The 12,908-nt window shown below is 68.7% G+C and carries 15 protein-coding genes; 11 read left to right on the top strand and 4 right to left on the bottom strand.

Annotation, left to right across the window (positions count from 1 at the left end; genetic code table 11):
• The first annotated feature begins 47 nt into the window (after positions 1–47).
• From ACSFA5_RS06585 to ACSFA5_RS06570, 4 genes are all read left to right on the top strand, one after another.
• On the top strand, positions 48–1,151 hold the full coding sequence (locus ACSFA5_RS06585) for an AI-2E family transporter (RefSeq protein ID WP_435443232.1): 1,104 nt from the start codon (positions 48–50) through the stop codon (positions 1,149–1,151).
• Positions 1,152–1,270: 119 nt separating this feature from the next.
• A complete protein-coding gene (locus ACSFA5_RS06580) occupies positions 1,271–1,831 on the top strand; it encodes an isochorismatase family protein (RefSeq protein ID WP_435443231.1) in 561 nt (186 codons plus the stop codon).
• A complete protein-coding gene (locus ACSFA5_RS06575; RefSeq protein ID WP_435443230.1) occupies positions 1,828–2,460 on the top strand; it encodes a DJ-1/PfpI family protein in 633 nt (210 codons plus the stop codon). The genes ACSFA5_RS06580 and ACSFA5_RS06575 overlap by 4 nt, the downstream gene beginning before the upstream one ends.
• Complete coding sequence (locus tag ACSFA5_RS06570) at positions 2,424–3,440, top strand: GlxA family transcriptional regulator (protein WP_435443229.1); 1,017 nt, start codon at positions 2,424–2,426, stop codon at positions 3,438–3,440. Before ACSFA5_RS06575 ends, ACSFA5_RS06570 begins: the two co-directional genes overlap by 37 nt.
• A 15-nt stretch (positions 3,441–3,455) precedes the next feature.
• Here ACSFA5_RS06570 and ACSFA5_RS06565 read toward each other — a convergent pair whose 3' ends face one another.
• From ACSFA5_RS06565 to murJ, 3 genes are all read right to left on the bottom strand, one after another.
• Positions 3,456–3,884, bottom strand: a complete 429-nt coding sequence (locus ACSFA5_RS06565; protein WP_435443228.1) for a bleomycin resistance protein — start codon at positions 3,882–3,884, stop codon at positions 3,456–3,458.
• Entirely contained in the window at positions 3,884–4,735 is an 852-nt protein-coding gene (locus ACSFA5_RS06560; RefSeq protein ID WP_435443227.1) for a SirB1 family protein, read from the bottom strand. The genes ACSFA5_RS06565 and ACSFA5_RS06560 overlap by 1 nt, the downstream gene beginning before the upstream one ends.
• Positions 4,736–4,808: 73 nt before the next feature.
• On the bottom strand, positions 4,809–6,362 hold the full coding sequence (murJ, locus tag ACSFA5_RS06555) for a murein biosynthesis integral membrane protein MurJ (protein ID WP_435443226.1): 1,554 nt from the start codon (positions 6,360–6,362) through the stop codon (positions 4,809–4,811).
• Positions 6,363–6,478: 116 nt separating this feature from the next.
• On the opposite strand from murJ, the gene rpsT reads away from it, so the two are divergent.
• Complete coding sequence (rpsT, locus tag ACSFA5_RS06550; RefSeq protein ID WP_435443225.1) at positions 6,479–6,793, top strand: 30S ribosomal protein S20; 315 nt, start codon at positions 6,479–6,481, stop codon at positions 6,791–6,793.
• Positions 6,794–6,889: 96 nt separating this feature from the next.
• Here the strand turns inward: rpsT and ACSFA5_RS06545 are convergent, their stop codons facing one another.
• Positions 6,890–7,300, bottom strand: a complete 411-nt coding sequence (locus ACSFA5_RS06545) for a DUF3579 domain-containing protein (RefSeq protein WP_435443224.1) — start codon at positions 7,298–7,300, stop codon at positions 6,890–6,892.
• A 161-nt stretch (positions 7,301–7,461) separates the two neighbouring features.
• On the opposite strand from ACSFA5_RS06545, the gene ACSFA5_RS06540 reads away from it, so the two are divergent.
• The 6 genes from ACSFA5_RS06540 (at position 7,462) to kynA (ending at position 12,872) form a co-directional block, all read left to right on the top strand.
• A complete protein-coding gene (locus ACSFA5_RS06540; RefSeq protein ID WP_435443223.1) occupies positions 7,462–8,670 on the top strand; it encodes an aspartate aminotransferase family protein in 1,209 nt (402 codons plus the stop codon).
• Positions 8,667–9,623, top strand: a complete 957-nt coding sequence (gene argF / locus ACSFA5_RS06535; protein WP_435443222.1) for an ornithine carbamoyltransferase — start codon at positions 8,667–8,669, stop codon at positions 9,621–9,623. The genes ACSFA5_RS06540 and argF overlap by 4 nt, the downstream gene beginning before the upstream one ends.
• Positions 9,624–9,644: 21 nt before the next feature.
• Positions 9,645–9,959: a YkgJ family cysteine cluster protein gene (locus ACSFA5_RS06530; RefSeq protein ID WP_435443221.1), complete on the top strand. Its 315-nt coding sequence runs from the start codon at positions 9,645–9,647 to the stop codon at positions 9,957–9,959.
• Positions 9,960–10,033: 74 nt separating this feature from the next.
• On the top strand, positions 10,034–10,684 hold the full coding sequence (kynB, locus tag ACSFA5_RS06525; protein WP_435443220.1) for an arylformamidase: 651 nt from the start codon (positions 10,034–10,036) through the stop codon (positions 10,682–10,684).
• A gap of 11 nt (positions 10,685–10,695) precedes the next feature.
• Positions 10,696–12,015 carry a kynureninase gene (gene kynU, locus ACSFA5_RS06520; RefSeq protein WP_435443219.1) on the top strand — a complete coding sequence of 440 codons (1,320 nt, stop codon included), beginning with the start codon at positions 10,696–10,698 and terminating at the stop codon, positions 12,013–12,015.
• Positions 12,012–12,872 (top strand): tryptophan 2,3-dioxygenase, encoded by an 861-nt coding sequence (gene kynA / locus ACSFA5_RS06515; protein WP_435443218.1) that lies wholly within the window; start codon positions 12,012–12,014, stop codon positions 12,870–12,872. The genes kynU and kynA overlap by 4 nt, the downstream gene beginning before the upstream one ends.
• The last annotated feature ends 36 nt before the right edge of the window (positions 12,873–12,908 follow it).

Below are 12,908 nucleotides of genomic sequence, written 5' to 3'. Positions count from 1 at the left end.
CGGCTGCTCCGTCCCCACGTCCTGAGCAGAGCAACCGACACCCCCGGATGGCCAAGAAGCCGCAACCCATCACCTCCGCCGCGATCCCGACGAGCTCCACAGGCCCCGTCCAACGCCCTACCGCCTCGCGCGGCGTGATGGTCGCCAGCTACCTGCTGATGCTGGCGGCCCTGCTGCTGGTGATGTGGGAGCACCTGCTGCCGGGGTTGCTGTGCGTGTGCATCGGCTTCCTGGCCACGCGCTGGTTCGCGCGTGTGCTGACCGGCGGCCTGCTGCGCGTGCCGGCGCTCGGGAAACGTCCCGACCGCGTCCAGGGCTGGGCCCATGTGCTGGCCGTCATCCTGGTCCTGCTGGGTCCGATCGCCCTGGTCACGCTGCTGCTGTCGCAGGCGCGCGAGTACATCGTCGACGCACCCGACCAGTACCGGGAGCTGCTCGACTACACGGCGCGCACCGTGCTCGAGCTGCGCTCCAAGCTGCCGGTCGAAATTGCAGCCTACCTGCCCGAGGGCGCGGCCGAAATCCAGCGCGTGATCGCCAATTACCTGCGCGCGCAGGCCGGCTCGCTGGCCATGGCGGGGCGGGCCTGGCTGCACGGGCTGCTCTTTTCCTACGTGGGGCTGATCGTCGGGGCGCTGGCGGCGGTGTCGCATGCGGCGCCGCACCGCCGGCCGCTGGCCGAGCAGTTGCACCAGCGCGTGCAGACCTTCGGCGAGGCCTTCGGCCAGATCGTGGCGGCCCAGTTCTGGATCGCGGCCTTCAACACGCTGCTGACCGCCATCTTCCTGCTGTTCATCATGCCGATGTGGGGCGCGCACCTGCCGTACACCCCGGCGCTCATCACCCTGACCTTCCTGGCCGGGCTGGTGCCCATCGTCGGCAACCTGGTGTGCAACTCGGTGATCACGCTGGTGGGGCTGTCGGTGTCACCGGTCACGGCGCTGGCCTGCCTGATCTTCCTGATCGTGATCCACAAGGCCGAGTACGTCATCAACGCCAAGGTGGTGGGCGCGCGCACGCAGATGAGCGTGTGGGAGCTGCTGGCCGTGATGTTCGTGGCCGAGGCGGTCTTCGGGCCGGCGGGGCTGGTGGCGGCGCCGCTGTACTACGCGTACCTGAAGAAAGAACTGCAGGCGGCGGCGCTGGTCTGACCGGGTTTCGGGCGGTAATGTCCGGATCTGATCGGTTCCGGTCCGTCCCCGAACGGACCATGGGCTGGTAACGCAGAAGAATAGGCGGCATCATTCACTCTGCCTCAGCGAGACCCGCCATGAAAGCCTGTCTGATTGTGATCGACGTGCAGGAGTCGTTCCGCCAGCGCCCCTACTGGGACACGCGCCTGGCCACCCCCTACCTCGCCGAACAGAATGCGCTGATTGCCGGCTGCACCGCCGCCGGCGTGCCGATCGTGCGGATCTTCCACTCCGACGGGCCGGCCGACGCCAGCAACCCGTTCGCCGTCGAGTCGGGCCATGTGCGCCCCCTCGAAGGCCTGGCGCCTTTCGAGGCCGCGACCACCTTCACCAAGCGCCGCCATAGCGCGCTGGTCAATACCGGGCTGGACGTCTGGCTCACGCAGAACGGCATCGGCCGGCTGATCGTGAGCGGCATCCGCACCGAGCAGTGCTGCGAAACCACCGCGCGCCATGCCTCCGACCTGGGCTGGGAGGTCGACTACGTGACCGACGCCACGCTGACCTTCGACATGGTGCAGCCCGACGGCCGCCCGCTGCCGGCCGCCGACATCAAGGCCCGCACCGCCACCGTGCTGCAGGGCCGCTTCGCCACCCTGTGCAGCGTGGCGCAGGCGCTGGAACGGGCCGCGGCATGACGGCGTTGCGCGTGCTCATACTGGCCTTCGATGGCGTCGAGGCACTCGACTTCGCCGGCCCCTTCGAGGTGTTCACCACCGCGAGCCGCGTCGCCCAGCGCATGCAGCCCGGCAGCGCGGCGCCTTTCGACGTGGCCTCGGTCGCGCAAGCCGCCGCCGGCCAGCCCGTGCAGGCCCGCGCCGGACTGCAGCTGCTGGCCAGCCACACGCTGGCGAACAGCCCGCAGGCCGACGTGCTCGTCGTTCCCGGCGGCGTGGTCGATGCGCCCCTGGCCAGCCCCGGCACCCTGCGCTGGATCGCCGACCAGGCGGCCGGAGCGCAGGTCGTGGCCTCGGTCTGCACCGGCGCCTTCCTGCTGGCCGCCAGCGGCGTGGTGACCGACCACGCCGTCACCACGCACTGGGAAGACATTGCCGACCTGCGCGGGCAGTTCCCGGCGCTCGACGTGCGCGAGGGCGTGCGCTGGGTCGACAACGGCCGCATCGTGAGTTCGGCCGGCATCAGCGCCGGCATCGACATGAGCCTGCACCTCGTGGAACGGCTGGCCGGGCGCGCGCTGGCCGAGCGCACCGCGCGCCAGATGGACTGCGCATGGAACCGCAACCCCGTCACCCCCCCGTCCGCGTAGTCTTCGCGCTGCTGCCCGGCAGCCTGGTGCTCGACTGGGCCGGCCCGGCCGAGGCGCTGCGCATCGCCAACCAGCGGCTGCGCGCCATGGGCCAGCCCGAGCGCTTCGCGATCGAGTTCGCCAGCCCGCGGCCCACGTCCATCGGCTCGGTCGGCGTGGCGCTGGCCGGGCTGTCGCCGTTGCCCACGCAGTGGGACGGCCCGGGCTGGGTGGTGCTGGTCGGCCTGCCCGGCGACACCATCGCCATCGACACCCCCGAGGCGCAAGACCTGCTGCACTGGCTGCGCGGCCTGCGCTTCGAGCGCGGGCGGCTCGAGCTGGTGACCATCTGCGCCGGTGCGCTGCTCGCCGCGCACGCCGGTGCGCTCGCGGGCCGGCGCGCCACCACGCACCATCACCACCTGGCTGAGCTGCGCGCGGTGGAGCCGCGCTGCGACGTGGTCAGCAACCGCGTGTTCGTGATCGACCCACCGCTGTACAGCAGCGCGGGCGTGACGACCGGCATCGACCTGGTGCTGCACCGCATCGCCGAGCTCTGCGGCGAGGCGCTCGCGGCGCAGGTCGCGCAGACCATGGTGGTGGCGCTGCGCCGCGGCCCCGACGACCCGGAGCTGTCGCCCTTTCTCGCCTACCGCAACCACCTGCATGCCGCGCTGCACCGCGTGCAGGACGCGGTCAGCGAGCAGCCGCAGGCCGACTGGAGCGTGCCGCGCATGGCGGACGTGGCGCACACCTCGGCGCGGCACCTCACGCGCCTTTTCGTCGAGCATGCGGGCGTGGCGCCGCTGGCCTATCTGCGACGGCTGCGGCTCGCCACCGCGCAGCTGGCGCTGGCCTCGGGCGCGAGCGTGACGCGGGCGGCGGAGCAGTCGGGCTTCGGGTCGGACACGCAGTTGCGCCGCGCGTGGCACCAGTTCGGGCTGCCGGGTTCGCCTTCCGGGGCGAACCAGGCGCTCAGCGCCCGCGGCGCGGCCTGCTGAAGGGCATCAGGCTCTTCAGGAGAGGTCGCTGCAGAAGCGCAGCACATGCCCGTCGGGCTCGCGGATCGCGAACTCGCGCAGGCCCCAGGGCTGGGACACCGGCGGCTCGACGACCGTCACGCCGCGCTTCACATAGGCCGCGTGCAGGCCGTCGATGTCCTTGCCCACGTGGATCACGATCTCGCCGCGCCAGGGCCTGGCGTCGCGCGCGGCGCATTGCCACAGCCGCAGGTAGACCGGGTCGCCGTAGCTGCGGTCGCCCTTCTTCACGCGGGCGTAGCTGGGCGGTTCTCCGGCGATGAAGTCGAGCTCGAAGCCCAGCACGTCGCGAAACCAGCGCGCGGCGCGCGACACGTCCGACACCGGCAGCACCGGCTGCACGCCATGGAATTCATGCAGGGTGCCCAGGTCGGGCGCCGGGCTCACACCGGCCTTGGCGTTCATCAGCGGGCCATTCGACGCAATGTGGCGACGCGCTCGGCGATCAGGTCGATGTCCAGCGCGTCCTCGGCCTTGGCCAGGTAGGTCTCCAGGTCGCGCACCGCCTGCGCGGTGTTGCCCTGCTCGGCATGGGCGATGCCGCGGTCGCGGTACTCGGCCCAGGCGCTGGGCAGCAGCACGACGAGGCGGTCCTGCACGGCGATGACGCGCTGCCAGTCTTCCTGCGCCTGGTGCACCTCCTTCAGGTTGCGCAGCATGCGCCCGATGATCTCGCGCGAGCCGGCCGGCTGCAGGTACAGGCCCAGGGGCACGTCGAAGTCGCCGACCAGGCCGTTGCTGCGCTTGTAGGGCTCCAGCCGCTCGCCCAGTTCCTCGCGCGAGAGCGACTTGCCGGTGAACGGGTCGATCACCACCTGGCCCTTGGGCAGCGTCACCTTCAGCATGAAGTGCCCCGGAAAGCCGACGCCGCGCGCCTGCAGGCCCAGGCCCTGCGCCAGCTCCATCCACAGCACGGCCAGCGAGATTGGAATGCCGCGTCGGGTGCGCAGCACGGCGTTCAGGTAGCTGTTGTCGGGGTCGTAGTAGTCGTTGACGTTGCCGCCGAAGTTCAGGTCGTTGAAGAAGAACTGGTTCAGGGCGCGCAGCCGGGCCAGCGGTGCGGCGTCGGGCGGCAGGCGGCGCTTGAGGCGGGCCAGCAGCTGGTCGACGTCGCCGAGCACCTGCTGCACGTCGAGCTCGGGGTACTCGTCCTGCGCGAGGCTGGCGGCGGCTTCGAGCAGCGGAAAGTGATCGTCGCTGCGCACCAGCGATTCGAAATACTCCAGTGCGGTGGGAAGCTGAAAGCTGAACGTCATGTGTCTTTGTAGAGGAGCCCGCCCGGAGCGTCAAGGCGGGGGCGGTGCATGTTGCCAGCGCCCCCGGGCGCTCTCAGCGGCGGATGAAGCTGCGCAGCCGCACGCCCACCGCCGCCAATACGGCGAAATAGAGCAGCGCGGCACCGGCGATGAGCGCGGCGAGCAGGCCGATGCGCAGCAGGCGCTGCTCGCGCAGGCCGACCCAGTCGAAATGCTGCGAGCCCCAGGCCAGCAGCGCCGCCAGCACCAGCGTGCCCGCCAGCACCTGCAGCGCGAACCTGCCCCAGCCGGGCTCGGGCTTGTAGCTGCCGCGGCGCACCAGGCCGACCAGCAGCCAGGTCGCGTTGACCAGCGCACCGATGGCAATCGTCAGGGTCAGCGCCGCATGCTGGAGCACCGGCACAAGGAAGATATTGAGGACCTGGGTCAGGACCAGCACGCCCACGGCGATCAGCATCGGCGTGCGGGTGTCCTGCTTGGCGTAGTAACCGGGTGCGAGCACCTTCACGGCCACGATGCCGACCAGCCCGACGCCGTAGCCCATCAGCGCCAGGGTGGTGCGCCCGACGTCCTCGCCGGTGTAGGCGCCGTTGTGGAACAGCACGGCGACCAGCGGCCTGGCGAACAGCAGCAGCGCGACGGCGCAAGGCGCGGACAGCAGCACCACCAGGCGCAGGCCCCAGTCGAGCAGCGACGAATAGCGGGCGTCGTCCCTGGCGGCGCGCGCGCCGGCCAGCTGCGGCATCAGCACCACGCCCAGCGCCACGCCCAGCATGGCGGTGGGGAACTCCATCAGCCGGTCGGCATTGGTCACCCAGGTGACGCTGCCCACGGCGAGGTGCGAGGCGATCTGCGTGTTGATGAGCAGGGAGATCTGCGCCACGCTCACGCCCAGCAGCGCCGGCAGCATCAGCTTGAGCACCTTGCGGGTGGTCGGGTCGGTCCACGCGGTGCGCAGCGCCTTGAAGCTCGCACCGATGCGCGGCATCAGCCCGAGCTTGCGCAGCGCCGGCACCTGCAGGGCCAGCTGCAGCACCCCGCCCACCAGCACGCCCACGCACTGGGCATAGATCGGCTCGATGCCCCAGCGGCGAAACAGCGGCGCGCCGACCGAAATCGACAGGATCAGCGCGATGTTGAGCAGCACCGGCGACGCCGCCGGCACCGCGAACTTGCGCCAGGTGTTCAGGACGCCGCCCGCCAGCGCCACCAGCGACATGAAGCCGATGTACGGGAACATCCAGCGCGTCATGACCACGGCCGCGTCGAAGCCCGGCAGCCCGCTGGCCATGGCCCATACCAGCAGCGGCGCCCCGGCCACGCCGGCCACGCACACGACCACCAGCGTCCAGGTCAGCAGCGTGGCGACATGGTCGATCAGCTGCCGGGCGCCCTCCTCGCCGGCTTCTGTCTTGCGCGCAGCCAGCACCGGCACGAAGGCCTGGCTGAAGGCCCCTTCGCCGAACACGCGGCGAAACAGGTTGGGAATGCGAAAGGCGACGTTGAAGGCGTCGGTCAGCGCGCTGACGCCGAAGATCGAGGCGAACAACACGTCCCGCACGAGGCCCGTGATCCGCGATGCGAGGGTCAGCAGGGAGACGGTGGAGGCGGATTTGAGCAGTGACACGGGGGCCGAGTGTAGGCCCCGTCAGATGCCCAAACGGGCCGAATTGGGGAAATGGCCAACCCAGCCTATAATGGAAGGCTTTGCTGCATCATCCTCAGACACCTAAGGAATAAATCATGGCATCCGCCAAGCCCAAGAAAAAGAACCCGCGCCTCGCCTCCGGCCGCAAGCGCGTCCGCCAGGACACCAAGCTCAACGCTGCGAACACCTCGCTGCGCTCCAAATACCGTACCGCGGTCAAGAACGTCGAAAAGGCTGTTCTGGCTGGCGACAAGACCAAGGCAAGCGAACTGTTCGCGAAGGCCCAAAGCATCGTCGACACCATCGCCGACAAGGGCATCTTCCACAAGAACAAGGCAGCCCGCGACAAGAGCCGCCTGTCGGCCAAGGTCAAGGCCCTCGCCCTCGCGCCTGAAAAGGCAGCCGCCTGACATCTGTCAGGCAAGCCCGGACCGGAATTCTCCAGTCCGCCGTTTGATCGGGGTGCGCTGCAGCAAAGTGTAAAAAACCGCCTTCGGGCGGTTTTTTCATGGGCGTTCGGTCTTGGGTTGCTCGACGGGAATGACCGGGGCGACAGGGTCGGAGCGCACCACGGCAGCCACCGCGGTTTGCGCGGCCTTCGGCATGGCCGGTGCGGGGGGCGCGGGCGACACCTCGGACACCTGCAGGTCGTTGTCCTTGGCGAAGTTGACGCAGAAGTCCCATGCCATGGGTTCGGCGTCGCGCAGGTCGCGGTTGACGATCACGCACTTCACGCCGTTGATCGAGGTCGGCACGCACCACGGGGAATAGCTCAGGTAGCTGCCCGGAAAGGCACCGCCGGGACGGAAGGAGCTCATGACGCCGGCAAGGCGCTCGGCCCAATCGCTCGGGCGAAAGGTCCGGCCATCCTTGGTGATGCCCTGGATGAAGATTTCTTTGGCGGTAGGGGAAATCATCGTTGATTGAGGCGACCGGAACAGGTGCTGCGGTGCAGCAAGCGATTCTATCCGCGCCACTTTTTGCATCCTGAACATGGGGCATTGCTGTGATGCGCAATCCTCAACGAAGCCGTCAAATCGCGCGCCTAGAATTCGCGTTCCCTTACTGGAGATACCGAATGAGCGCCACTGCCCAGCCCACCTCGCCCCACGTCATGAACACCTACGGTCGCCTGCCGATCGCGCTGTCGCACGGCCAGGGCTGCCGAGTCTGGGACACCGCGGGCAAGGCCTACATCGACGGCCTGGGCGGCATTGCCGTGAACACACTGGGCCACAACCACCCCGAACTGGTGCCCGCCCTGCACGACCAGCTGACCAAGCTGATCCACAGCTCCAACTACTACCACGTGCCCGGCCAGGAGCAGCTCGCCGCCAAGCTGGTCGAGCTGTCGGGCCTCACCAACGTCTTCTTCTGCTCCACCGGCCTGGAAGCCAACGAAGCCGCCCTGAAGCTGGCCCGCAAGTTCGGCCACGACAAGGGCATCGAGCGCCCCGAGATCGTGGTGTACGAAGCCGCCTTCCACGGCCGCAGCATCGCCACCCTGTCCGCCACCGGCAACCCCAAGGTGCAGGCCGGCTTCGGCCCGCTGGTCGAGGGCTTCGTCCGCGTGCCGCTGAACGACATCGAGGCGCTGAAGAAAGCCACCGAAGGCAACCCCAACGTGGTCGCCGTGTTCTTCGAGACCATCCAGGGCGAAGGCGGCATCCACCCGATGCGCGTCGAGTACCTCAAGCAGGTGCGCGCCCTGTGCGACGAGCGCGACTGGCTCCTGATGATCGACGAGGTGCAGTGCGGCATGGGCCGCACCGGCAAGTGGTTCGCCCACCAGTGGGCGGGCATCCTGCCCGACGTGATGCCGCTGGCCAAGGGCCTGGGCTCGGGCGTGCCCATCGGCGCCGTGGTGGCCGGCCCCAAGGCCGCCCACATCTTCGGCCCCGGCAACCACGGCACCACCTTCGGCGGCAACCCGCTGGCCATGCGCGCCGGTGTGGAAACCATCCGCATCATGGAAGCGCACAAGCTGCTCGACAACGCCGCCACTGTCGGCGCCCACCTGAAGGCCGCGCTGGAACGCGAAATCGGCGAGCTGCCCGGCGTGACCGACATCCGCGGCCAGGGCCTGATGCTGGGCATCGAGCTCGACCGTCCCTGCGGCGTGATCCTGAACCGCGCCTGCGACGCCGGCCTGCTGCTGAGCGTGACGGCCGACAAGGTGATCCGCCTGGTGCCGCCGCTCATCCTGAGCATTGCCGAGGCCGACGAAATCGTCGCCATCCTGGCGCCCATCGTCAAAAACTTCCTGTCGGAGCCTGCCGCCCAATGACGACCGCCACGACAACGACCACGCAGGCAGCCACGCCCGCCGCCATCCGGCACTACCTGCAGTTCTCCGACCTCACGGCCGACGAGTACACCTACCTCTTCGACCGCATGGCGGTCATCAAGAAGAAGTTCAAGACCTACGAAAAGCACCAGCCGCTGACCGACCGCACGCTGGCCATGATCTTCGAGAAGGCCAGCACGCGTACCCGCGTGAGCTTCGAGGCGGGCATGTACCAGCTCGGCGGCAGCGTGGTTCACCTGACCACCGGCGACAGCCAGCTGGGCCGCGCCGAGCCCATCGAGGACAGCGCCAAGGTCATCAGCCGCATGGTCGACATCGTGATGATCCGCACCTACGAGCAGACCAAGATCGACACCTTCGCGGCGCACTCGCGCGTGCCGGTCATCAACGGCCTGACCAACGAGTTCCACCCGTGCCAGATCCTGGCGGACATCTTCACGTACATCGAGCACCGCGGTTCCATACAGGGCAAGACCGTGGCCTGGGTCGGCGACGGCAACAACATGGCCAACACCTGGCTGCAGGCGGCCGAGATCCTGGGCTTCACCGTGCACGTGAGCACGCCCAGCGGCTACGAGGTCGACCAGTCGATTGCCGGCATCCGCTCGGGCGACAGCTACAAGGTCTTCAAGGACCCGATGGAAGCCTGCCGCGGCGCCGACCTCGTCACCACCGACGTCTGGACCAGCATGGGCTACGAGGCCGAGAACGAGGCCCGCCGCAAGGCCTTTGCCGACTGGTGCGTCGACGAAGACATGATGCGCATCGCCCAGCCAGGCGCCCTGTTCATGCACTGCCTGCCCGCCCACCGCGGCGAGGAAGTGCAGGCCGAAGTCATCGACGGGCCGCAGTCGGTGGTGTGGGACGAGGCCGAGAACCGTCTGCATGCGCAGAAAGCGCTGATGGAGTTCCTGCTGCTCGGCAGGCTCTGAGCGCCTGAAAGCAGCCGCCGCATGTCCGATTGCCAGCAATGCGGCGCCTGCTGCGCCAGCTACCGCGTCGACTTCAGCGTGCACGAGCTCGACGACAACGGCGGCAAGGTGCCCTGCGGCCTGGCCGTCGAGGTGAACGACGCCATTTGCCGCATGCGCGGCACCGACCACACGCCCATGCGCTGCGCCGCCCTCACCGGCAAGATCGGCCAGGCCGTGGGCTGCGGCATCTACGAGTGGCGCCCCAACCCCTGCCATGAACTGCAGGTCGGCAGCGACGCCTGCGAGCGTGCACGCGCCCGGCATGGCCTGCCCGCGCTGACTTCGCTGCACTGACCGGTTCAACTCGTCACCTGGTGTGTTGGAAATAACCGACACCACGACCCCTCGGCCGGCGCTAACTTCGCGCCATGGCCTCTCCACACTCGCAACGCATCTGGGACATTTCGCCGCCCGTGCATGAAGGTACGCCGGTCTTTCCCGGCGACACGCCCTACCAGCAGCGCTGGGCGGCGACCATTTCGCCGGGCTGCCCGGTGAACGTCAGCGAGATCAAGCTCTCGCCCCACGTCGGCGCGCATGCCGACGCACCGCTGCACTACGACCCCGAGGGCCAGACCATCGGCCACGTTGACCTCGCGCCCTTCCTAGGCCCCTGCCGCGTGATCCACGCGATCGACAAGGGAGCGCTGATCGAGTGGGAGCACATTGCCCATGCCATCGACAGCCGGTTGCCGCCGCGCGTGCTGGTGCGCACCTACACCACCATGCCCGTGGGCCAGTGGGACCCGCAACTCGCGGCCTACGCGCCAGAGACGGTCGAGCGCCTCGCGGCCATGGGCGTGAAGCTCATCGGCATCGACACCGCCAGCATCGACCCGGCCGACAGCAAGACGCTGGAAAGCCACCAACGCATCCGCCGCCTGGACCTGCGCGTGCTCGAGAACCTCGTGCTCGACGACGTGCCCGAAGGCGATTACGAACTCATCGCGCTGCCGCTGAAGCTGGTCAGCGCCGATGCCTCCCCCGTGCGCGCCGTGCTGCGCGAACTCCCTCGCTGAAACCCTCCACCATGACGACCCTTGCAGACTGCCGCGCGCTCGACGCGCAAGACCCGCTGCGCGCCCTGCGCGCGCAATTCACCATCCCCGCCGACGTGCTCTACCTCGACGGCAACTCGCTCGGCGTGATGCCCACGGCCGCGCCCGCGCGCATTGCCGAAGTGGTGACCCAGGAATGGGGCCAGGGCCTGATCCGCTCGTGGAACACCGCGAGCTGGTTCGACCTGCCGCAGCGCCTGGGCGACAAGGTGGCCCGCCTCATCGGCGCCGCGCCCGGCGAAGTGGTGTGCACCGACAGCACCTCGGTCAACCTCTACAAGGTGCTTTTCGCGGCGCTGTCGCAGCAGAAGGAAAGCGGACGCAAGCTGGTGGTGAGCGAGCGCAGCAACTTCCCGACCGACCTGTACATCGCCGAGTCGCTGTGCCGCGAACGCGGCTTCACGCTGAAGCTGATCGACGCGAGCGAACTGCAAGGCCCGGACACGGTGCTGACCGACGACGTGGCCGTGCTGATGCTGACGCACGTCAACTACCGCACCGGCGCCATGCACGACATGAAGGCCGTCACCGCTGCCGCGCATGCCGTGGGCGCGCTCACGGTGTGGGACCTGGCGCACAGCGCGGGCGCCGTGCCCGTCACGCTGAACGACAGCAACGCCGACTACGCGATCGGCTGCGGCTACAAATACCTGAACGGCGGCCCCGGCGCGCCGGCCTTCGCCTGGGTGAACACGAAGCACGCTGGCCAGTTCGAGCAACCGCTGTCCGGCTGGTGGGGCCACGCGGCGCCCTTCGAGTTCACGCCGCACTACCGACCTGCCCCGGGCGTGGGCCGCTACCTGTGCGGCACGCAACCCATCATCGCGCTGGCCGGGCTCGAATGCGGGCTCGACACCGTGCTGGCCGCCGAAGCCTTCAACGGCGCGAACGGCGAGAACGGAGCCATGGCCGCGCTGCGCACCAAGTCGCTCGCGCTCACCGACCTGTTCATCCGGCTGGTCGAAGAGCGCTGTGCAGGCCAGGGCCTGTCGCTGGTCACGCCGCGCGACCATGCACAGCGCGGCTCGCAGGTCTGCCTGAGCCGCAAGAACCCGGAAGATCCGCAAGGCGGCTCGGGCGCCTACGCCATCGTGCAGGCGCTGATCGCGCGCGGCGTCATCGGCGACTTTCGCGCCGGCGATTCGCAGATGCCCGACATCCTGCGCTTCGGTTTCACGCCGCTGTACATCGGCTTCGAGGACGTGTGGAACGCGGTGGAACATCTGGTGCAGGTGCTCGAAACGGGTGAGTGGCAGCGCGAAGAATTCAACCGCAAGAACGCCGTGACATGAGCACCGACAAGAGCCCCGAGCGAAGCCCCGAAAGCATCGTCCACGAAGAAAAGGCGCAGCTCGACTTCAGCAAGTCGATGAGCTACGGCGACTACCTGCACCTGGACGAGATCCTCCGCGCGCAGCACCCGCTTTCGCCGGCGCACGACGAGTTGCTCTTCATCGTGCAGCACCAGACCAGCGAGCTGTGGATGAAGCTCATGCTGCACGAGCTGCGCGCCGCCATGACCTGCATCGCCGAAGAAAAACTGGCCGATGCCTTCAAGATGCTCGCGCGCGTGAGCCGCATCATGGAACAGCTGGTGAGCGCATGGACCGTGCTGTCGACCATGACGCCGCCCGAGTACACCGCGATGCGCCCGTACCTGGCCAACTCCAGCGGCTTCCAGAGCGCGCAGTACCGCTGCATCGAGTTTTCGCTGGGCAACAAGAACGCCGCCATGCTCAAGCCGCACCAGCACCGGGCCGACCTGCTCGCACAGGTCGAGGAGGCCTACCGCGCACCCTCGCTGTACGACGAGTCGCTGCGCCTGCTGGCGCGCCACGGCGTGCCGGTGCCGGCCGACCGGCTGGAGCGCGACTGGACGCAGCCCTACGCATCGAGCGAGGGCGTCGAGGCCGCATGGCTCGCGGTCTACCGCGACCCGCATGCGCACTGGGACCTGTACCAGCTCGGCGAGAAGCTCACCGACCTGGAGGACGCCTTTCGCCTCTGGCGCTTTCGCCACGTGACGACGGTCGAGCGCGTGATCGGCTTCAAGCGCGGCACCGGCGGCACGGGCGGCGTGAGCTACCTGCGCAAGATGCTCGACGTGGTGCTGTTTCCGGAGATCTGGAAGATTCGCACGGACCTGTAGCCAGGTCGCGCAAACGCCCTCATGAACCTGGGGTGG

It is taken from the genome of Variovorax monticola (assembly GCF_051216855.1).
GTDB lineage: Bacteria > Pseudomonadota > Gammaproteobacteria > Burkholderiales > Burkholderiaceae_C > Variovorax.
The sequence above is the reverse complement of the archived record's forward strand: the minus strand, read 5'-3'. Positions and strand labels throughout refer to the sequence as shown.

Bases quoted from the DNA above. Each gene is read 5' to 3' on its own strand.
- ACSFA5_RS06585 (WP_435443232.1), top strand. From the start codon at position 48: ATGGCCAAGAAGCCGCAACCCATCACCTCCGCCGCGATCCCGACGAGC.
- ACSFA5_RS06580 (WP_435443231.1), top strand. From the start codon at position 1,271: ATGAAAGCCTGTCTGATTGTGATCGACGTGCAGGAGTCGTTCCGCCAG.
- ACSFA5_RS06575 (WP_435443230.1), top strand. From the start codon at position 1,828: ATGACGGCGTTGCGCGTGCTCATACTGGCCTTCGATGGCGTCGAGGCA.
- ACSFA5_RS06570 (WP_435443229.1), top strand. From the start codon at position 2,424: ATGGAACCGCAACCCCGTCACCCCCCCGTCCGCGTAGTCTTCGCGCTG.
- ACSFA5_RS06565 (WP_435443228.1), bottom strand. From the start codon at position 3,884: ATGAACGCCAAGGCCGGTGTGAGCCCGGCGCCCGACCTGGGCACCCTG.
- ACSFA5_RS06560 (WP_435443227.1), bottom strand. From the start codon at position 4,735: ATGACGTTCAGCTTTCAGCTTCCCACCGCACTGGAGTATTTCGAATCG.
- rpsT (WP_435443225.1), top strand. From the start codon at position 6,479: ATGGCATCCGCCAAGCCCAAGAAAAAGAACCCGCGCCTCGCCTCCGGC.
- ACSFA5_RS06545 (WP_435443224.1), bottom strand. From the start codon at position 7,300: ATGATTTCCCCTACCGCCAAAGAAATCTTCATCCAGGGCATCACCAAG.
- ACSFA5_RS06540 (WP_435443223.1), top strand. From the start codon at position 7,462: ATGAGCGCCACTGCCCAGCCCACCTCGCCCCACGTCATGAACACCTAC.
- argF (WP_435443222.1), top strand. From the start codon at position 8,667: ATGACGACCGCCACGACAACGACCACGCAGGCAGCCACGCCCGCCGCC.
- ACSFA5_RS06530 (WP_435443221.1), top strand. From the start codon at position 9,645: ATGTCCGATTGCCAGCAATGCGGCGCCTGCTGCGCCAGCTACCGCGTC.
- kynB (WP_435443220.1), top strand. From the start codon at position 10,034: ATGGCCTCTCCACACTCGCAACGCATCTGGGACATTTCGCCGCCCGTG.
- kynU (WP_435443219.1), top strand. From the start codon at position 10,696: ATGACGACCCTTGCAGACTGCCGCGCGCTCGACGCGCAAGACCCGCTG.
- kynA (WP_435443218.1), top strand. From the start codon at position 12,012: ATGAGCACCGACAAGAGCCCCGAGCGAAGCCCCGAAAGCATCGTCCAC.